The sequence below is a fragment of the Vibrio sp. 10N.247.310.23 genome, from assembly GCF_041467155.1.
GTDB classification, from domain to species: Bacteria; Pseudomonadota; Gammaproteobacteria; order Enterobacterales; family Vibrionaceae; genus Vibrio; species Vibrio crassostreae_C.
Genome location: NZ_JBFSTZ010000007.1, coordinates 121,221 through 141,502, shown reverse-complemented (window position 1 = coordinate 141,502; position 20,282 = coordinate 121,221). Strand labels below are relative to the sequence as shown.

The window sequence follows — 20,282 nt, the reverse complement described above, 5'->3', positions numbered from 1 at the left end:
ATTTTATTATTACTTGATTAATTGGATAGGATTACACGGACATGACCCAAACATTTGAACAATACATAAACCTTGCAGACGAAAAACTCGGCGCAGAAGCTATCTTCGCAACAGACGATTTTTTCGCGGATAAAAGCCGTCTTCTCAGCCACGCAGCGCCAGAGTGGAAAGACGACTTATACGACGATAACGGCAAGTGGATGGACGGTTGGGAAAGCAGACGCAAACGCGGTGAAGGTTATGACTACTGTGTCGTTCGCCTTGGCCTAGCTGGCACTATTGCTGGCGTTGATATTGATACCTCATTCTTCACTGGTAACTTCCCACCTTCGGCATCAATTGACGCGTGTTATTCACCACAAGGTGAGCCAACTGACTCAACAGAGTGGCAAGAAATTTTGCCTTCAATGGCACTACAAGGTGATCATCATCATCTTGAAGCGATTGAAAGCGACCAAGTATTTACGCACCTACGTTTGAACATCTATCCAGACGGCGGTGTCGCGCGCCTACGTGTTTATGGCCGACCAAGTGTGGATTGGGAAGCAATTGATTCTCAGCAACAAGTTGACCTAGCATCGGTTGAACACGGTGGCCGAGCGCTAGCATGTAGCGATGAGCACTACGGCAACAAAGCCAACATTTTAGGCCCTGGCCGCGGTGAAAACATGGGTGATGGCTGGGAAACAGCACGTCGTCGTACACCGGGTAACGACTGGGTTATCGTGGCACTAGGTCACCCAGGTAACATCGAACGCATCGTTGTTGATACGGCTCATTTCAAAGGTAACTACCCTGACAGCTGCTCGATTCAAGCGGCTTACGTGAAAGGCGGTACCGACGACCAAGTCGAAACACAAAGCCTATTCTGGCGTGAACTGTTGCCTGCACAAAAGCTGCAAGCGCACGAGATTCACGAATTCATTTCTGAGGTAAACGACCTTGGTGCGATTACCCACGTACGTGCAAACATATTCCCAGATGGTGGTATCAGCCGTTTGCGTCTGTTTGGTACGAAAGCGAAATAGGTAAGGAAATGAGTATGAGTAATGGAATACGTCGTTTATCCATCGAACCGTTAACCAAGCAGGCTTTTGCAGAGTTTGGCGATGTTATCGAGTCCGATAATAGTGATTTCTTCATGATCAACAGTGGATCAACACGTCGCTACCACAAGCTAGCGACAACGGATGTGCAAGACCAAGACGGAGAAGCCATCATCAGCATCTTCCAAGCCACACCGTTGAGCTACCCACTGACCATCAAAATGTTAGAGCGTCATCCACTTGGCTCTCAGGCATTCATTCCATTACTTGGTCAACCCTATTTAATTGTTGTTGCGCCAAAAGGCGACGATCCTACATTAGCCAATAGCCGAGCTTTCTTGAGCAACGGTCGTCAAGGAGTGAACTATCACAAAGGGGTGTGGCATCACCCAGTTCTCGCCCTCACCGATCAAGACCAGTTCTTGATCGTCGATAGAGGCGGCGAAGGGCATAACTGTGACGAAGTTTATTTCGACAGCGACCGAGTGGCATTGCATTTGGACGACTTGCCAACGGACGACAATAAGGAAGAGCAACGCTTAGCTAAAGCGTTGTGATACAGGAGTTTATTATGGATCCGCATATTACAGAGTGGTTGAATCTAGCAATACGCTGGGCTCACATGATTGTTGGTGTTGCGTGGATAGGCGCATCATTTTACTTTGTTTGGTTAGAGAACAACCTTAACCGAGTAAACCCAAAAACGGGCCTTTCAGGCGACTTATGGGCAATTCACGGTGGTGGTATTTATCACCTAGAAAAATACAAACTTGCGCCACCCGAGATGCCAGAGCACCTGCACTGGTTCAAATGGGAAGCCTACTTCACGTGGATCACCGGTGTGTGTCTACTGGGTGTGGTTTACTACCTCAACGCTGAGATTTACCTGATTGCACCGGGCTCTGGCCTTGATTCAACAACCGCAATCGCGATTGGTATTGGTTCATTCGTTGCCGGCTGGTTTATCTACGACTTACTGTGTGACTCACCATTAGGTAAAACCCCCGTGTTGCTTGGCGTTGTGCTGTTTGTGCTGCTCGTCGCTGCGACGTACGGCCTAACTCAAGTGTTCAGTGGTCGTGGCGCTTACATCCATGTTGGTGCGATCATTGGTACCATCATGGTGGGTAACGTATTCCGCGTTATCATGCCTGCGCAGCGTAACTTGGTGAAAGCGATTGAAGAGAAGCGCGAACCGGATCCGGCACTGCCAGCGAAAGGCTTACTGCGTTCTCGTCACAACAACTACATGACACTGCCAGTGCTGTTCATCATGATAAGTAACCACTTCCCAAGTACTTATGGCTCGGAATACAACTGGCTGATTCTTGCTGGGCTAGCGATCTTCAGCATCTTGGTGCGCCACTACTTCAACACCCGTCATGGTAGCCAGAAGTTTGCCTGGACAGTACCTGTAGCGGCATTGGGTATGATCACGCTCGCGTTTGTTACCTCACCTTATGCGAAAAAACAGATGACTCCGGTTGTACAAGCACCAGTGGTTCAAGAAGTGCAAGTAAGCGCGACTGAATCGGCGACAGAAGAGGTTGTTTCGAACGGCACAGCTTCAACTACGGTTAGTTCTCAAGCTGTACCAGCAGACCACGCAATGCAAACTGCTAGCGCAGGCGTAAGCTTTGAAACCATCAACAAAGTCATTCAAGAGCGCTGTTCTGTGTGTCACTCATCAACCCCGAGCCACGCTGCTTTTGCTGCTGCGCCAGCCGGTGTGATGTTTGATACCCCAGAAGAGATTAAAGCCAACGTACCAAGGATTGTTGCTCAAACGGTAACAACCAAGGTGATGCCGCTCGGCAACATGACTCAAATGACCGACGAAGAACGCGCACTCATCGGCACATGGGTAGAGCAAGGCGCTACGCTTCAATAATGATGTGAATCCTTTACCTAAGAGCATGAGTCTTAGGTGAGGCTTGGGGAGAGTTTGGTTTCGGGCACGCACCAAACTCATCCCACCCTGTTTCCCCGGTTCCTATAACCGGGGCTTTTTGTTTTTGGACAAAGGTAATGCAGATTTATCATTCAGTTGGTGACTCTAGGTGCATATGTGGATTAAAGTGATCGGAATGAAATGCTATTAGTGATATTCGCTTAAATGCGGGCAGAACTATATGTTCGATTTACCTTAAATACTATTCAAAGTTGGAGTTACGATATATGTCGGGACGAAAGCCTATCCCTAAGGCGATAAAAAAGGTGCTTCGCACAGAAGTTGGTTTTGGCTGTCCAGTAAAAGGGTGTGGAAACCCTTACCTTGAATACCATCACTTTGATCCTCCAGTAAGCGTGAGAGCTCATAATGAGCCTGAAGGTATGATCGCTTTGTGTGCACAACATCATAAGAAAGCAGATGGTGGAGCTTATACGGTGGATCAGCTCCATGCTTTAAAAAGAGATAAGGTAAATGCAGATTTGGTTAAGGGAAGTCTGGACTGGCTACGTAAGGACTTGTTAGCAGTTGTAGGTGGCAACTTTTATTATGAAACGCCAAAGATAATTACTATCGATAATGTAGACCTAGTTTCATTAGTACGAGACGAACATGGTTATTTGCGGCTGAATGTAAATATGCTGAGTTTAGAGCCAGAAGAGCGAATTATAATTGAAGATAATTCTTGGGAAAACATCGGCTCACCAATTGATTTAAGAAGTCCTCCTCAAGGGAAAGAGCTAGAGGTTAGTTACCCTAATGGAGACTATCTATACTTGCGTTTTATAGAGCTTAAAAGTAAAGAACAAGCAATTAAGAAGTATGGTTATAATGTGTTCGATGACTTGACCTTTCCAATAACTGCTGTAGAAGTCAATATGACGATCGCGGGGACAAGAATCGAACTTACTCCTGACAGTTCACAGATTGGTGGTATACAAATGACAGGGAGCTTATCTTCACATTGTGGTGGCGGCATATTAATTCAAAAAACAGGTTTGTACTGGAAGCAAAACCCGGTTTGGAAACGTCAAAATCTGGTTGAGCAGACTGAACATCATAATGTCTTGAAAGTAAATTTTGGTCGTCGGTAGTTTGTTACTTAGACAAAATGAAATTGAAACCCTCAATGTGCTATCGAAATTTCCCCAAACTTCTAACTGAACGTTAAGCGTCAGTTTTATTTATTGGCGCTATTTATCTCTTTCCTCATTGTACAATTCTGGATATCTAACCAAGTACCAAGTGGCCAATTCCGTATGTAGTCCTGTATAAGGTTCTTGATATGAATATCTACACGTGGCATTTTTAGCCCAAATTGACTTTGGTTAGGACAAAAAATGGAAGACTTGATAGTCGCGTATTTTAGGGCATTGAGCTCATTCTTTAGGTATATGTTTCAGTCGATATTGATTGAGTTCATTGGTTATGGAGCTGGCTGGATAGTCTGTAAAGTATTCACACTAGGGCGCTTTCCCCCACTGATTCCAACTGAAAAAGAGCGAACCAGAATCTCTTATATCGGAGCTATTAGCATCGTGTTGTTTCTGTTAGCAATTGGTGTGTTCAATAGTTTGTGATTCGGAGTAAGGATATATGAAATTTTACCCCGCGGAACAATACCAAGCAGCTTGCAACGAGCTGTTTATCCGATACGAACGTGACATCAAAAAGCTAATCCCTAACGCGAGAGTTGAGCACGTAGGCGCATCTTCTATTCCATCAGCCGTGTCTAAGGGCGATTTGGATATCTTCGTAGGTGTTGAGCTTGTCGAACTTGAGGATGCTATAGAGAGACTCACAACACTCGGCTTCAATGAGAAACTCGATACCTTAAGAACGCCGGAACTGTGTATGTTGGAGCCTACATCAGGGGATGATGTGGCCTTGCAAGTGGTGGCCAATGGTTCTGAGTTCGAATGCTTTCTAAGGTTTCGCGACAAGCTACGTGCGAATCCGGTATTAGTTCAGCAATACAACACCCTCAAAATGTCTTGTGAAGGTTGGTCTCAAGAAAAGTACCGTGGAAAGAAGTCGACTTTTATCGAGCATGTGCTGGATCTGAAATAGCAACAGTGCCCCTCACCTCTAATTGTCCAATTAACAAAAGTTTTATTAATACAGTGTGTTAAGTCAAAAAACATTACCTCTGAAGATTGACCCTCTTAAATTTCCTTCAAACTATCTTACCACGGTTTAATCGCTTAAATTTACGCAACTACGCTCACACATATTGCATAGGGTATTAGTGGAGGTATTGGTTTGTGTTATGTTTCGCATGATTTTATAAATAGTGACTTATCCATTGAAAGCAAAGTGTTTTCTTTCGGACTAATTTCAAGATTTGTCTATTAGTACATCAACTTGGCGCTATCAAAAATCGATTGCTCTACGCCAATAATCAATACCACCTTAGGAAAGGACATGTCTGAAGTAATAGAAAATACCCCTGCAATTGTACTCGCGTCTCGATGGTCTCGGTTTTGGGCGTTTGTTATCGACGGCCTCATTTATGCAGCTGCTATGATTCCAGTGGTCCTATATACCGATTTGTTCGATCGAGCCGTTTCTAATGGAGTCATAGAGTTACATGAACAAATCATGATGTTTGTTTATGGCTGGGTGATATTCCTCTTGTGTAATGGCTACTTACTGCAAAAGAAGGGACAAACGATCGGTAAAAATGTAATGGAAATTGCGATTGTTGATATGGATGGCAAGCAACTAGGGCTATTCAACATAATGATCAAACGAATTTTACCTATGAACATCTTTGTTTATATTCCTGTTATTGGTCAATATATATCGATTCTTAATTACCTGTTTGTTTTCCGTAAAAACAGACGCTGCTTGCATGACTTAATCGCGGGAAGTCAGGTTGTTAGTGTTGCTGTTCCTAGAAATCTCGATTTCAGTACTATCGAATAGAAATTCATAATCAAGCACTTACATACTTTAGGAACTTCATGATTCATAAGCTTTTCTCAGCCATTTCTATTTATAGATATTTACCGAATAATATCTATTATTTAGCACTGGCTAGAATGATTCTGGGAATGGGTAACTTTATCGTTCCATTTTTAGTCTTACTGTTAACCGATAAGTTGGGTTATTCCGCAACAGTCGCAGGTTCCCTTGCCATGGGTGTGACGGGCTCTTACCTTTTAGGGAGCTTTTTAGGTGGGAGATTAGCGGATAGGTTGGGACATAAGCGGGTCATGGTGTTTGGCGAGTTTATGTGTGCTGTATTATTGATTATTTGTGGTTTCTTTGCCGATGCTCCGGTAGTTGTACCTGTGTTTTTGTTTTGTGCCTATTTCTTTGGCGGTTTAGCGTTGCCCGCGAGTAATGCTTTAGTTGCGGACCTTTCTACCCCTCAGAATCGTGATGCAGTCATGTCACTGAGTTATCTAGCCTATAACTTTGGTTCAGCTCTTGGTCCTGTTATGGCTGGGTACTTGTTCTGGAATCACACTGACTGGATATTTTTCGGCAACGGTTTTGCGGCTCTTTTTTGTGTTTTTATTGTGGCTGCATTTGTGAAGTTGCAACCTGGAACGGAATCGACCAGCGAGAGTGAACTGGAACAGCCCGTTTCTGGTTCGGTTTGGTCAGTTTTAAAATCAAGGCCACGGCTTTTGTTGTTCACTTTTCTATGTGGATTGCTGTGGTATTCGCTAAATCAAATGACTATGGCGAGTCCATTGTATTTGAGCCATGTGTTTGGAGAGCAAGGCCCAATTATTTTCGGGCAACTCATGACTTACGCTTGTGTTGTAGTGGTGCTGATTACGCCAATCTTAATGAAGTTCACGTCAGGTAAGGCTGAAACCGTAAGCCTTGCTTATGCAGGCTTTATGTTTGCCTTTGGTTATATGCTCGTCATGTTGTTTCCCAACATTCCTGTTCATTTTTTTGCTTGGCTATTTCTATCTGCGGGCGAGGTTCTTCTTTTGACAAAAGAGGGCATATATCTAGCAAACAACTCCCCTTCGAGTCATCGTGGACGCATTCAAGGCGTGCTCATTACCTTGCGAACGGTTTTCGTTATGCCTAGTTTTATCGTGATTGGCTACTTTATCGATGATTATGGGTACACTTTCACTTGGTTTAGTGTGATATTAATTTCAGTTGTTGGTGCCGTTGGTTTTTATCTTATGTCAGCTAAGGGGAAGCAATCTCCAACGTTAGTCACCGAGTAGTTATTCGATTTACTAGCAAGTAGTATCTTTTAGTCACCAGAGGTAGGCTTATGATCACAATTAGAAAAGCGGTTGAGTCTGATGCTCAGGATATTTTCGATATTCGAAGCCGTGCCATTGTCGACAAGTGCTCGGCTTATTACTCAGAAGAACAGCTGTCAATATGGACGCAGGGTGGAATGTCTGATGGATTCATAAGCGATGTAGTCCAAACTTTTCACGTTTCACAAGTCGATGACCGAGTGATTGGCAGCGGTAAAATCAACATCGAAACCGGTATGATTGATGCTATTTTTGTGGACCCAGATTTTTCCGGAAAAGGCGCAGCGAAGCAGATGTTGCAGTTCTTAGAGGAACTCGCGATTCAACACAACTTGCCGTTAATGAAGCTAGAATCGACCCTGAATGCTGCGGAATTTTATCGTTCGTGTGGTTTTATCGGTGATGAACTTTCCACTTATCACTCGCCTAGAGGTATTAGCCTCGACTGCATCCCGATGGAAAAGCCGTTAGTTGCTTAAATAAACAGCGCCAACGCCAATTGTTGGTGCTGTTTTTACTTTCCTCTTACACTCTTTTCAAATATCGAACCTAGTATCAAATTTCTCTTTGTTACACAGGCAAGTCTCTCATTATGAAGAACTTCTTTGATAGCGAACTCATGCTCTCTAGCTCCTTGAATTTCGTTTTGCTATCGCTTGGGCTAACGCTCCTTTTTCATCTTCCGATTTGGTGTGGGTTCAACTTGAGCCGACGAAAGTGGAAGCTTATGGATTATTTATGGCCGTTCTTGGCGGGTATCGGGATGCTGGGTGCAGTGTCTGAGATTCGTGCGAAAGTAGCGGGTGATTGGGTTGAAACCGAACAAACCAGAGCGGTGGCGATTTTAGAATCGGTTCAGCAGTTTTCTTTGGATAAGCTGCGAAGTGATACCTGCACCGGTCAACCATCTTTAGATAATCACGCTCAGCACCACGAAGCGTGTTTGTGGTATTTGGATACAGCTATCACGTTCAAAGATGTCGATTTCACCTTGTTACCCAACGCATCGGATTTTACGGTTCCTGCGCCTAGCGTATCGCTGGTGGAAAGTGATGCCGTGTGGGTGGATGGTATGCTGAGTCAGTATGAGATGCAGAAAAACCAATACATAAAAACCAGAGAAGCGCAGGTGAAGCAGCCACTAGAAAGTATCTTTTGGTATGTGAGTCCTTACTTAGTGTGTTTTGCGATTGCGTTACGTTTGACGAAAGTCACCGCAGAGCTCAAATTAGATAAGTGCGCATAGTTTGAGTTCCTATACCCAGATAGAAAAGGTGAAGTAATGAATGTGAGTGAGTTTTCTCAGTTGGTGGGTTTGTCGGCTCACACGCTTCGCTACTATGAAAAAATCGGCTTGTTGAAAAATGTTCAGCGGAACAGTAGCGGTCATCGAGTCTATACATCGAAGGACGTTACCTGGATTGAGTTCGTGAAGCGCTTAAAAGACACCGCAATGCCACTGGATGAGATTCTAGAATACGCAAAGCTAAGGGAGTTAGGGCCGGAATCGACTTCGCAGCGCCAAGTGTTGCTCGAACAACATCAACAGAATTTGAGGTCCCATATCGAAGAGCAGCAAAAGCATCTGGCTGCGCTAGAGCAAAAAATTAGTTTGTATCGAGATGGAAAAGTCCGTTGACTTAGAGTCGACTCTAACTTGTAAGGTGTTCCTGTGAACTATAAATACAGGAACAAACTCATGAATCAATCACGTTTCGACATTGGCTTAGAAAGACTTAATCATATCGACGGAGAAGCAGGGCAACAGGTTATCGAGAGCCTGCAAGACATCTGCCCTGATCTTGCAAAATATACTATCGAGTATCCTTTTGGTGATATCTATTCACGCCCCGGTTTGGATTTGAAATCACGAGAGATCGCGACCGTCGCTGCCCTTACTGCACTCGGCAATTGTGCCTCTCAGCTTAAGGTGCATTTGAATGCGGCACTCAATGTTGGATGTAGCGAGGAAGAGATTAAAGAAGTGATACTGCAGATGTCGGTGTATGCGGGGTTCCCAGCTGCGTTAAATGGCATGTTCGCATTTAAAGAGGTGCTTGCGGAGAGAGGCACAGCTTGAGATAAATAGAAAATATAGTCTGAAAAGGGAGCGTCAACTTTGCTAAGTTGCGCTCCCTTTTTATTGATTGGCTAAGTTTTAAAGGTCGTAAACCTGAAGGTTCGCGGTTCTTTAAGATGACATAGACAGCGCGAATGACAACAAGATAGGCAAGGTGACCACACTTAGGAAGTTACCGAACAACACCATAGATGCGACTTTAGGCGGCTCGACATTGAACCTTTCTGCGAACAGGTAGTTCATCACGGCGGGTGGCAGCATGGTGAACAGCACCATCATCTGTAGGTGCAACGTAGGCAGCGGAATAAAGAAGTAGATGATGGCAAAGGCGATGGCACCAGTAAACAGCGATTGAGCCGTACACAGCAAGCCAACTTTGAGTCCGCTTAGCTTCAAGTTCACCATTTGCGAACCCAACGACAACAGCATGATGGGCACGGCTGCTTGGCCGAGTAGCGATGTTGCTTCGTAGATTGGATTCCATACTGCAATGCCAGACAGGTTGAGCGTCATCGCTAATGCTGCGGCTAAGAATATCGGCATCTTGAGGATCTGCTTGATCGGATTGCCTTCACTTAGTAACGCTAACCCCACACTAATATGGACACACGCCGATACCACAAACAGCAGTACTGCAGGGGCTAATGCGCTCTCGCCAAAGGTATACGTGAACAGAGGGATCGCGAGGTTGCCACTGTTGCGAAACATGTGTGGCGGAGCCCAAGCTTTGAAGTTGAGCTTAAAGATTTTACAGATTGGAATCATCAATAGTGCTGGCACCAACACCGCAACCAAAGAAGCGGTGATGAGTGGTAGTTGTTCGGTGTCGAGAGGCATGGTGGTCAGCGATGCAAACACCAAAGCAGGAATACATACATCCATGTTGATGCGATTGATCGGTTTGAAATCGGGCTTGAGCCAACGACCTACCGCAAAGCCAGCACTGGCTAAAGCAAAAACGGGAAACAGAATGCTGACGACCTGTTCGAACATAGAATTCCTTTCTAGATGTAGTGCTTCCATTTAGCTGATAAACGAATGTTTTGGAGAGACGCTAAAGTGAAGTATGAAGTCGAAATGTATAAACATTAACCTATCAATATAATGACTTGGCGTCACCGAAGATCGTTGTCTGTGAGCGGTTAATTTATATTTCTTTGAATGAAGCACAAAAAAGACCAGTGGCATCAGCAACTGGTCTTTAAAGGCTAGATAAATCTGGACGGATTTTTAATTAACGACGGCTGCCGCTGTCTAGCGATTGTTACTCGGTTTTAAGCCTAACTAACGAGCTTTTTGTAATCTTTGAAGTTCACATCGTAGGCCTTTTCGCCGTAGATGTAAGTCTCGCTAACGGTTCTGTCGTCACCCAAACTCATTAGCACAAACAACTTCTCTTCAAGCTTGGTGGTTTGTTCCATTCTAAAGCGCATCAGCTGAGTTGCGTGTAGATCCAACACTACGAAATCCGCTTCTTTGCCGACTTCCAAGTTACCAATCTTGTCTTCTAAATGCAGCGAACGTGCACCGCCTAGCGTTGCCAAGAACAGCGACTTAGCTGGGTGCAGTTTCTTATGCTGTAACTGCATGATCTTGTACGCTTCACTCATTGTTTGCAGGATTGAGAAGCTGGTGCCTGCGCCTACATCAGTACCCACGCCGACACGAATACCGTGTTCTTCCATCTCTGGTAATCGGAACAAACCCGAACCTAAGAAAAGGTTAGAAGTTGGGCAAAAGGCGATGGCAGATTCAGTATCGGCAAGGCGTTTACATTCACAATCAGAAAGGTGAATACCATGAGCAAATACCGAACGTTTGTGAAGTAGTCCGTAATGGTCATACACATCTAGGTAACTGTCGCGCTCTGGGAACAGCGATTTCACCCACTCGATCTCTTTCTCGTTTTCAGAAAGGTGAGTGTGCATGTACACGTCTGGATATTCTTCTAGCAGTTTACCGACAGTAGCAAGTTGCTCTGGTGTGCTGGTTGGCGCAAAACGAGGTGTCACCGCGTAAAGCAAACGGCTGCGGTTATGCCATTTTTCAATCAGTTCCTTGGAGTCTGCATAGCCAGATTCCGGTGTGTCGGTGAGGTAATCAGGCGCGTTGCGATCCATCAATACCTTACCTGCAATCATGCGTAGGTTACGCTTCTCAGCTTCTTCAAAGAATACGTTAACCGACTCTTTGTGTACGGTACCAAACACCAGTGCCGTGGTGGTGCCGTTGCTTGCTAATTCGTCTAGGAATAGCTTCGCCACTTTGTGTGCATAAACTGGGTTTTTGAAGCGTTTTTCTTCTGGGAAGGTGTAGTTTTCTAACCAATCAAGAAGCTGCTCACCGTAAGACGCGATCATCCCTGTTTGAGGGTAGTGGATGTGCGTATCAATAAAGCCAGAGGTGATCAGCTTGTCTTTGTATTCTTTTACTTCGAGTGTTTTAGGTTGGCGAGCTAATACCTCGTCGGCATGCCCTAGGTCGACGACATGGCCGTTCTCAACCACTAAAACACCGTCTTCAAAATAGTCGTAAGACTCATCGATACCGACATCTTTTGGGTCGGCGACGCTGTGTAAAATGCTGGCGCGATAAGCTTTGCGTTGCGTTGTCATGTTTACTTCCTTTTAATGACTTCAGCGACGTTATGGCCACTGAAGCTTTGCGACTTTTATTAGGCGATCTTCTCTTCCAATGGTGGTTCGCCTACGTCGCTTGGTTGACTGTGTTGATCGGTCAAATCCTGATTTCGATATTGTTTGGTTGGGCGCTTTTGTTCAAGTGCTTGGCCTTGATAGTGTGCGATCAGTTCACCGGCAACCGATACTGCGATTTCCGCAGGATGTTTGCCATTCACCGCACTAATACCAATCGGGCAAAGCATGGTTTCAATTTGTTCTTGGCTATAGCCGCGTTGCTCTAAGCGGAAATCGAACTTCTTGCGCTTAGTGAGCGATCCAATCATGCCAAAGTAACGGCTGTCTTCACGGTCGATAATGGCTTTGGTTAGGTCAAAATCGAGCTGGTGGTTGTGCGTCATCACTAGGTAATAGCTGTTCGGTGGCATGTGTTTCACTTCGCCAACCGGATCGTCTGAGACAAGCTTCTTCACACCGTGTGGTAGCGCTTCAGGGAATACTTCTTCGCGTTCATCAATCCAGGTCACGCGGAAGGGTAGGGTCGCCACAATGTGCAGCAGCGCTTTGGCAACATGACCTGCGCCAAACAGCACAAGATGGTTCTGCTGAGTGCCAATCGGTTCAAAGCTTAACGTTGCCATTCCACCACAACATTGGCCTAAGCGAGCGCCTAGGTTGAAGCGTTCTACTTTGAGTGATTTCTCGCTGGCAATCAGCATCTCACGCGCCATTTTAGTGGCCACATGTTCAAGGTGACCACCACCAATCGTAGCGATGATTCGGTCACGAGTGACAAGCATTTTGGTACCCGCATCGCGTGGAACGGAACCTCTGTCTTCAAGAACCGTCACCATCACACATGGTTCGTAGTTCTCTTCCAGTTTTGCCAGTTCGTGAATCCAATTATCCTTAAACATATGTCCTCCTAAATCCTTTTTTATGCTTCCCAAGCTAAACGATCGATATGAGCCCTAAGCCGTTTCTGATTGAGCATCGACCGAAGTCGGAGCCGTTTCAGTGACTTTCTGAATCGCCATCAGAATACGTTCTGGCGTTGCAGGTGTGTTGAGCTTAGGAATCGCGCCATCGACGGCGACATAGCTGATTGCGTCTTTCAGTGCGCTCCATACCGACATACCCAACATGAAAGGCGGTTCACCCACGGCTTTCGAGTTGAAGACGGTGTCTTCTGGGTTGTTACGGTTTTCTAAAAGATGCGTTCTGAAATCAATTGGCATATCAGCAATCGCTGGGATCTTGTAACTCGCAGGACCATTGGTCATCAAGCGGCCTTGCTGGTTCCAAACCAACTCTTCCGTGGTTAACCAACCGACACCTTGCACAAAGCCACCTTCGACTTGGCCGATATCAATTGCTGGGTTCAGTGAAGCGCCCACGTCATGCAAAATATCGACGCGCAGGATCTTGTTTTCACCGGTTAACGTATCGACGATAACCTCTGAGCAAGAGGCACCATACGCGTAGTAGTAGAACGGGCGACCGCGTGCTTTCTCGTGATCGTAATAGATCTTCGGAGTGCGGTAGAAACCAGTGCTCGATAGCGATATTTGGTTAAACCAAGCCAGTTCAACAAACGAGTTGAAGGTCATGATCTCGTCGCGGATCTGCACCATGCCGTTCTTAAATATCACCTCTTCAGGCCACACTTTGAAGTGCGAAGAAGCGAAGTCAATCAGGCGCTGCTTAATGGTCATTGCGGCGTTTTGCGCGGCCTTACCGTTGAGGTCGGTGCCCGATGAGGCTGCGGTTGGTGATGTGTTCGGAACTTTGTCTGTGTTTGTAGCGGTGATCTGGATACGTTCGACATCGACTTGGAACTCCTGTGCAACGATTTGTGCCACTTTGATGTTCAAGCCTTGCCCCATTTCCGTACCACCGTGATTCAAATGAATACTGCCATCGGTGTAGATATGGATGAGCGCACCTGCTTGGTTCAAGAAAGTCGCAGTAAACGAGATTCCGAATTTCACTGGCGTGATAGCAAGGCCTTTCTTCAAGATAGGGCTTTGCTTGTTGAACTCTGCAATGTCTTTACGACGTGCGTGATAGTCACTGCTGCGTTCAAGCTGTTCGGTTATCTCAGGTAAAAAGTTGTCTTCAACGGTTTGGTAGTAATGGGTCACGTTACGGCCTTCTTCACCGTAGTAGTTCGCCTTACGTACTTCCAAAGGATCTTTTTTCAGGTAACGCGCAATCTCGTCCATGATGTGTTCAATGGTCATCATGCCTTGCGGGCCACCAAAGCCACGGTAAGCGGTGTTCGATGCGGTATTGGTTTTGCATCGATGACCAACCACAGTTGCATCACCTAGGTAATAGGCGTTGTCTGAGTGGAACATTGCGCGGTCGACAATAGAGCTTGATAAGTCTGGCGAGTAACCACAGTTACCTGCAACGGTAATATCGGCACCTTGAATCACACCATTGTCGTCAAAACCGACCGTGTATTGATTGTAGAACGGGTGGCGTTTACCGGTTTGCTGCATGTCTTCATTGCGCAGCAAACGCATTTTGGTTGGACGACCGGTGAGGTGAGCAATAACCGCAGCCATACACGCTGGAGAGGCCGCTTGAGTCTCTTTACCACCGAAACCACCACCCATACGACGCATATCAATCACGACTTTGTGCATTGGTACGCCAATCACTTCCGCAACCAGTTTTTGAACTTCGGTCGGGTTTTGAGTCGAGGTGTACACGATCATGCCGCCATCTTCGGTTGGCATTACGCTACTGATTTGAGTTTCTAGGTAGAAGTGTTCTTGTCCACCGATCTCTAGGTCACCAGAGATCACGTGTTTTGCTTTTGCCAGCGCCGCTTTTGAATCACCACGTTGTTGAGTGTGGCTTTCTGTGACGAAGTGCTCTTTCTCTAGCGCTTCTTTTACATCAAGAATGGCTGGTAGCTCTTCGTATTCAATAATGGCTGCATGTGCGGCTTTGCGTGCCGTTTCTAAATCGTTGGCTGCCACGGCAATCACAGGTTGGCCGTAGTATTCTACTTTGCCATCGGCAAGCAGTGGGTCACCCGGAAGAATTGCACCGATATCCAGTTCACCCGGTACGTCTTTGGCTTGAATGGCAATCGCCACGCCTTCAAATTCGTAACACGGTGATAAATCTATCTTGGTGATGTTGGCGTGTGCTTGAGTGCTCAGGCGTGCGTAAACGTGCAGTTGATTTGGGAACTCAAGGCGGTCGTCAATGTATACCGCTTCGCCCGTTACTTGCTTGGCTGCACTGTCGTGTTTAACGCTTTTACCTACGCCAGTTTTAAGGTCTTGTTTTGCAATGGTAACCATCTCTTCGTGGGTCATCGCATTGCTCTTGTGACCAGAGGAATTTGATTTAGACATAAGACGTTACCCTTGTTTCGATTTGGTTGTTTTTGTTCTGTTGTTCAATGAAGTAACGACGCAACATATTTGCTGCCGACAATGAACGATATTCTTGGCTTGCACGGAAATCGGATAGCGGCTCAAAGTCGTTATACAGTTCCTGCATCGCTAACTTAATATTAGCGTCTGTCCACGGTTTGCCTAATAACGTATTTTCACAACGAGTTGCACGCTTAGGCGTTGCTGCCATACCGCCGAAAGCGATACGAGCGTAAGAAACCTTGCCATCTTCAATTTGAATATCAAACGCGCCACACACCGCAGAGATGTCGTCGTCTAAACGTTTCGACACTTTGTAAGCTCGGAAGCTGTCGTTGGTTGGCTTAGGAATGATGATCTGTTCGATGAATTCACTCTCTTTTTGCGCCGTCACTTTGTAGCTGATGAAGTAATCTTCTATCGGCATAGTGCGTGACTCGTCTCCGCAGCGAAGTTTGATTTTCGCGTCCAAAGCAATCAGCAGAGGAGGGGTATCACCGATAGGTGAAGCATTCGCCACATTACCGCCAATGGTGCCTTGGTTACGCACTTGCAGTGAAGCAAAGCGGTGCAGTAGCTCACCAAAATCTGGATAGTGCTTTTTCAGTAGTGCGTAAGAGTCACTGATAGGCAGATTGGCACCAATGATTAAATCGGTGTCGGTCTCTTCGCATACCTTCATGTCTTCAACAAGGTTTACGCTGATCAGTGTTTCAATCTCGCGATGGAATTGTGTGACTTCCAACGCTAAATCCGTACCGCCAGCAACCAGCTTAGCGTTCGGGTGTGCTTGAAACAGCTTGGCCAGCTCATCAGTGCTTTTCGGGGAAAAAGCGGTGAGGTGACCAAGGCGTAAGTTGGCCTCGGTGTCTTGAATACTTTCTAGCTTCTTGATGGTGTTGCGTTCAAGTTCAGCAAATTGGTCGATCAAAGGTTGGTCTGTTGAAAGTGACATCGCAGCATCAACAATTGGTCGGTAGCCTGTACAACGACATAGGTTACCCGCCAGTGATTCCATGACGTCTTCTTTGCTCGCATCGGGTTTGTTTTTGCCTAGCGCAAACATCGACATGATGAAGCCTGGTGTGCAGTAACCACACTGTGAACCGTGAAAATCCACCACCGCTTTCTGCACTGGGTGCAAAGAGCGATCTCGGTTTTGTAGATCTTCTACGGTGATCAGTTGCTTGCCATGCAGCGCTGAAACGAAAGTTAGGCAAGAGTTCACCGAGCGGTATTGCAGCTGCCCATCAACCACTTCACCCAGAACTACCGTACATGCACCACAGTCACCCGACCCACAACCTTCTTTTGTACCCGTTTTATTAACCTTGGTACGAAGGTAGTTGAGCACAGTCATATTTGGCGACAGATTATCTTCACGTCTTATTTCCTGATTGAGCAAAAAAGTAATCAAGAGACCTCCTTGTAAATCGACATATTTCCATGTGTATTCTTTTTGACTTCTAGGTCAATAATTATCCATCCTGACCCTGTGGTCAACTATTTATTTACAAAAATGCAACAAATAGTCTTTTGTAGGGATTGTGTACAATTTTATTTTAACTTTAGTTGCTTGTTTTATAAGGGGTTGAATTAAAAGCGAACAGTTTTATGATGTGAATGAATTGATAGCTATGTATACAAGATAAAGGCAAGATTTATGGCACTGTGGGAAGTGATTCTATAGTGGCTAAGATCGTTGTTGAGGCTAGAATAGGCAGTGTTTTAGATGGATGTGAGCCGATCGTCGTCTTTATTTTTAGGGGAGAGGGCATAAAAAAGAGAAGTAAACGCAGAGGCTTACTTCTCTTCTGTATTGTTAATAAAAAGCTGTTAACGAAAAGCTGTTAACGAAAAGCTGTTAACAAAAAGTTGTTAACAGATGGTTATTAATCGCTTGTTGAATCTTCTATGACTTGCTCTTAAGCAGATCAGAGAACACGACATGCAGGTCGCTAGAAGCCGTGCTGCTGTCTAGGTTGAGCTTCGAACGAATATGGCTTAGATGTTCTTGCATCAATTCTACAGCTTGTTGTTCGTTGCCTGACTCTATCGCATCCAGCAAGCCAGAGTGTTCGTCTAGAGAGCAGTTCGAGTGATTGCCCGTTTCGTATTGAGCGATCAGCAATGAGGTTTGCGACACCAAGCTGCGTTGGAAAGCCAGCAGTGGCGCGTTTTCGGCCATTTCGGCCAGTTTGATGTGGAATTCACCAGACAAACGTAGGCCAGAGCCGTAATCGCCTTGGTCGAAAGCACAGTTCTCTTTCGCGACTAATTTTCTGCATTCTTCTATTTGAGCTTTGGTTGCGTTTTTCACCGCCAGCTCAGTGATAGCAATTTCCATCACTTCACGTGCTTTAAAGATTTGTTTGGCTTCGTCAACCGTTGGCGCAGCAATCACGGCTCCTCGGTTAGGACGGATCACCACAACTTGTTCTAAAGAAAGACGCAGTAAGGCACGGCGGATAATGGTGCGGCTAACGCTAAAGATTTCTGCTAACGCTTCTTCGCTTAATTTGGTGGCTGGTGGCAGCCTTTGTTCTAGTATCGCGTCGAAGATATGGCAGTAAACAACATCGTCTTGAGTCTGGCCTGTTACTTTTGTTTTTACACCTTTGGAGACAGAATTTTTGAGAGCTGTCATAGAGATAAGGGCCCTTGTTTAGTCGAGTTGGGTTGGTCGAGAATAATTCATGAGTGTTACTCTATATTGTATACATTTATCTATACAATGCCACCGGATGAAAGTGCGATGCACGCTTATTTGTTAATGACTTATAACATTTAGTTTGCAGGGAACTGTGTGCAATCTTGAGCTTTAAGTCATTCGCCCTAAAACTAGACGCGATTATCGCCGCAGCTGTACGCCACGATCTGGCTGATTTCGCTCAGGCTACGACCTGACTGTTGCTGCCATTCGTTGAAGGCTTTACCCGCTGCCAGTTGTGCTCGCTTGGTGTTACGACCGCTATCAACCACATCGGTGCTGCGTAGGTGTGCTTCAACATCTGATGACAAGATGAAGGTATCTTTACCCATTTGGCGCAGAGTGTAGGCACCAGTGTTACCGCCTAATCGCTTGCCGTGTTTCTTCAGATAATCCCAAAGTTCAGTGATACGTTCTGATGGCCAGTCGGCAACCATTTGTGAGAAGGAATCCGCCTCACGCTTAGCATTGTGGATCATGGTGGCATTGGCAGGGATGGTCATCACCTTAGTGAGGTGGCGAATAATGCGCGGGTCTTGCGCTTTTTGTTCCCACATTTCATTCGGCAGCATCAGCATTTTTTCGATATTGAATTCAAAGAACACTTCTTCAAATTGCGGCCATTTCTTCCTCACTACATTCCATGAAATACCACACTGGAATACTTTTTCAGTAAAGGCGGCTAGCCAACGATCGTCTGTGATTTGTGATAGCTCGGCTTGTGAAAGGGGCGCACGAACAATTTTTTCGAGTTCGGCCGCTCCGCCTTTGCGGTGAGCTGCACGTTGGTAAATAGTATCGAATTTTTCTTGGGTCATGAAGGTTCCAAATTACATCTGTGTATCTTGAGTATGTAGCCAATGCTTAATGATATGGGGTCAAATCTAGTAATTAAAACGAACTAGCTAAGCTTTAATTCCATTTGATATAGAGGCCAGGTTTTACCATTAAATTCTTTAACGCTTGGCTCTTTGTCGACCACCTCAAAACCCGCTTTGTCGTAGCAGCGTTTTGCGCCGTGGTTTTGCTTGAATACGGCCAAGGTGATGGTGGTGACATTCGGTATTTCTTTCGCCGCCTTTAAGGCCGTTTCAAGCATCGATTGTCCTAACCCTTTGCCTCGTTGGTTTGGGTGAATAGCAACTCGGCAAAAACGAAGTTCACTGTCTGACATACGTTGAAACTCCATAAACCCGATCAGTTCTGAGTTATTGCCGTTCGAATTCAGTTCAGAGAGAGCACTAGACTCAGAGAAGGTATATAGCTCAACTTGAGGCTCTTGAAGCGTTCGATGATGGAGGCGGCTTCTAACGGCCAACCAAAGGTTCGTCCGCCCCACAGTACATAGTCTTCGAGTGATGTGAACCAAGTGACGATCTCATTGGCATCGGAGGCTTTAAAGCGGTTTATTTCCATATCCTTGTCTCTTCCTTATCGCGAGTCTCTTTTTCTAAGCTGCTAACTCTAAACCGCTAAACTTCCGCGCCCAACTGCTCAAGAAAGCCACGCATGTAGTCGGTTCGCTTGTTGGCTTCTAACTTGGCGGACTCTGTATTCATGGTTTCAGCGAGCTTAAACAGCTTCACGTAGAAGTGGTCGACGCTGTAATGCTTGTCATCTAAGTCACGATGTTCCGCGAACGGGTCTTCGTGGTTATACAGTTCAGCGTTAAAGCTCTGAGCCACATACAAACAGCGAGCGATACCAATTGCACCGAGAGAATCAAGGCGATCGGCATCTTGGACGATCTGAGCTTCTAAGGTTTCAGGTGTGATGTTGGCACTGTAGCTGTGCGTGACAATGGCATGATGGATCTCATCAAGATAGGACGCGGGGTAGTCGATAGATTTGAGGAAAGAGATCGCCTTATCTGCTGCCATTTGCGAGCTTTTGGCTCTGTCTGGATGGTTCTTAGGAAAGGTGAAACAATCATGAAGGTAAGCGGCGGGTAAAACGACTTCAAGCTTAGCCTGTTCTTGAGCACACAAAGCCTTAGCGGTTTTGACTACGCGCTTAATGTGGCTAATGTCGTGTGCTGCATCTTGTGTCATTTCTCGTTGTGCAAAATCAAGCAGTTGGTCTTCAAACTTTTCCTTCACGCGTCTCTTTCTCCCTATGTAGACGTTAGCAATCTTGTTGATCACCTAGCATTTATTTCACATCGACTTTAACAGTTTCAAGCGCGAGTTTTTATCTTTTATAAAAGGAATACCA

20 protein-coding genes and 1 pseudogene are annotated in these 20,282 nt (G+C 45.7%); 12 read left to right on the top strand and 9 right to left on the bottom strand.

Going from position 1 to position 20,282, the window contains the following annotated elements:
* Positions 1-41 precede the first annotated feature (41 nt).
* The 12 genes from alc to AB6D93_RS07635 all read left to right on the top strand — a co-directional run bounded on the left by alc (position 42) and on the right by AB6D93_RS07635 (position 9,321).
* A complete protein-coding gene (gene alc / locus AB6D93_RS07690; protein ID WP_102332253.1) occupies positions 42-1,028 on the top strand; it encodes an allantoicase in 987 nt (328 codons plus the stop codon).
* Between the two features lie 14 nt (positions 1,029-1,042).
* Positions 1,043-1,603 carry an ureidoglycolate lyase gene (locus AB6D93_RS07685; RefSeq protein WP_004732859.1) on the top strand — a complete coding sequence of 187 codons (561 nt, stop codon included), beginning with the start codon at positions 1,043-1,045 and terminating at the stop codon, positions 1,601-1,603.
* Between the two features lie 14 nt (positions 1,604-1,617).
* Entirely contained in the window at positions 1,618-2,937 is a 1,320-nt protein-coding gene (locus tag AB6D93_RS07680; RefSeq protein ID WP_065681061.1) for a urate hydroxylase PuuD, read from the top strand.
* 287 nt (positions 2,938-3,224) lie between these two features.
* On the top strand, positions 3,225-4,091 hold the full coding sequence (locus AB6D93_RS07675) for a hypothetical protein (RefSeq protein ID WP_017069069.1): 867 nt from the start codon (positions 3,225-3,227) through the stop codon (positions 4,089-4,091).
* Between the two features lie 246 nt (positions 4,092-4,337).
* Positions 4,338-4,577, top strand: coding sequence for a hypothetical protein (locus AB6D93_RS07670; RefSeq protein WP_017069070.1), 240 nt, complete (start codon positions 4,338-4,340; stop codon positions 4,575-4,577).
* A gap of 16 nt (positions 4,578-4,593) precedes the next feature.
* Positions 4,594-5,067, top strand: coding sequence for a GrpB family protein (locus AB6D93_RS07665; protein ID WP_102332252.1), 474 nt, complete (start codon positions 4,594-4,596; stop codon positions 5,065-5,067).
* Positions 5,068-5,421: 354 nt separating this feature from the next.
* Positions 5,422-5,925 carry an RDD family protein gene (locus AB6D93_RS07660; RefSeq protein ID WP_102332251.1) on the top strand — a complete coding sequence of 168 codons (504 nt, stop codon included), beginning with the start codon at positions 5,422-5,424 and terminating at the stop codon, positions 5,923-5,925.
* Positions 5,926-5,963: 38 nt separating this feature from the next.
* The gene (locus tag AB6D93_RS07655; protein ID WP_102332250.1) at positions 5,964-7,199 is read left to right on the top strand and encodes an MFS transporter; all 1,236 of its coding nucleotides are present in this window, start codon (positions 5,964-5,966) and stop codon (positions 7,197-7,199) included.
* 50 nt (positions 7,200-7,249) lie between these two features.
* Entirely contained in the window at positions 7,250-7,720 is a 471-nt protein-coding gene (locus AB6D93_RS07650; protein WP_102332249.1) for a GNAT family N-acetyltransferase, read from the top strand.
* Between the two features lie 248 nt (positions 7,721-7,968).
* Positions 7,969-8,487: a hypothetical protein gene (locus AB6D93_RS07645; protein ID WP_102332248.1), complete on the top strand. Its 519-nt coding sequence runs from the start codon at positions 7,969-7,971 to the stop codon at positions 8,485-8,487.
* A gap of 36 nt (positions 8,488-8,523) precedes the next feature.
* Positions 8,524-8,880, top strand: a complete 357-nt coding sequence (locus AB6D93_RS07640) for a MerR family transcriptional regulator (protein WP_017076955.1) — start codon at positions 8,524-8,526, stop codon at positions 8,878-8,880.
* 60 nt (positions 8,881-8,940) lie between these two features.
* A complete protein-coding gene (locus AB6D93_RS07635; RefSeq protein WP_102332247.1) occupies positions 8,941-9,321 on the top strand; it encodes a carboxymuconolactone decarboxylase family protein in 381 nt (126 codons plus the stop codon).
* A 111-nt stretch (positions 9,322-9,432) separates the two neighbouring features.
* Here AB6D93_RS07635 and AB6D93_RS07630 read toward each other — a convergent pair whose 3' ends face one another.
* The 9 genes and pseudogenes from AB6D93_RS07630 to AB6D93_RS07590 form a co-directional block, all read right to left on the bottom strand.
* Positions 9,433-10,314, bottom strand: coding sequence for an AEC family transporter (locus AB6D93_RS07630; protein WP_004732869.1), 882 nt, complete (start codon positions 10,312-10,314; stop codon positions 9,433-9,435).
* A gap of 287 nt (positions 10,315-10,601) precedes the next feature.
* Positions 10,602-11,936, bottom strand: a complete 1,335-nt coding sequence (guaD, locus tag AB6D93_RS07625) for a guanine deaminase (RefSeq protein WP_017061605.1) — start codon at positions 11,934-11,936, stop codon at positions 10,602-10,604.
* A 59-nt stretch (positions 11,937-11,995) separates the two neighbouring features.
* Positions 11,996-12,877 (bottom strand): xanthine dehydrogenase accessory protein XdhC, encoded by an 882-nt coding sequence (gene xdhC / locus AB6D93_RS07620; protein ID WP_017061606.1) that lies wholly within the window; start codon positions 12,875-12,877, stop codon positions 11,996-11,998.
* A gap of 54 nt (positions 12,878-12,931) precedes the next feature.
* Complete coding sequence (xdhB, locus tag AB6D93_RS07615; protein ID WP_102332246.1) at positions 12,932-15,337, bottom strand: xanthine dehydrogenase molybdopterin binding subunit; 2,406 nt, start codon at positions 15,335-15,337, stop codon at positions 12,932-12,934.
* Entirely contained in the window at positions 15,330-16,775 is a 1,446-nt protein-coding gene (gene xdhA, locus AB6D93_RS07610) for a xanthine dehydrogenase small subunit (protein WP_102332245.1), read from the bottom strand. The genes xdhB and xdhA overlap by 8 nt, the downstream gene beginning before the upstream one ends.
* 495 nt (positions 16,776-17,270) lie before the next feature.
* Positions 17,271-18,005 (bottom strand): GntR family transcriptional regulator, encoded by a 735-nt coding sequence (locus tag AB6D93_RS07605; RefSeq protein ID WP_017071662.1) that lies wholly within the window; start codon positions 18,003-18,005, stop codon positions 17,271-17,273.
* Between the two features lie 194 nt (positions 18,006-18,199).
* A complete protein-coding gene (locus AB6D93_RS07600; protein WP_017067459.1) occupies positions 18,200-18,886 on the bottom strand; it encodes a DNA-3-methyladenine glycosylase I in 687 nt (228 codons plus the stop codon).
* An 83-nt stretch (positions 18,887-18,969) separates the two neighbouring features.
* Positions 18,970-19,484: pseudogene (locus tag AB6D93_RS07595) on the bottom strand (GNAT family N-acetyltransferase).
* A gap of 56 nt (positions 19,485-19,540) precedes the next feature.
* The gene (locus AB6D93_RS07590) at positions 19,541-20,167 is read right to left on the bottom strand and encodes an HD domain-containing protein (RefSeq protein WP_102332244.1); all 627 of its coding nucleotides are present in this window, start codon (positions 20,165-20,167) and stop codon (positions 19,541-19,543) included.
* Between the last annotated feature and the right edge of the window lie 115 nt (positions 20,168-20,282).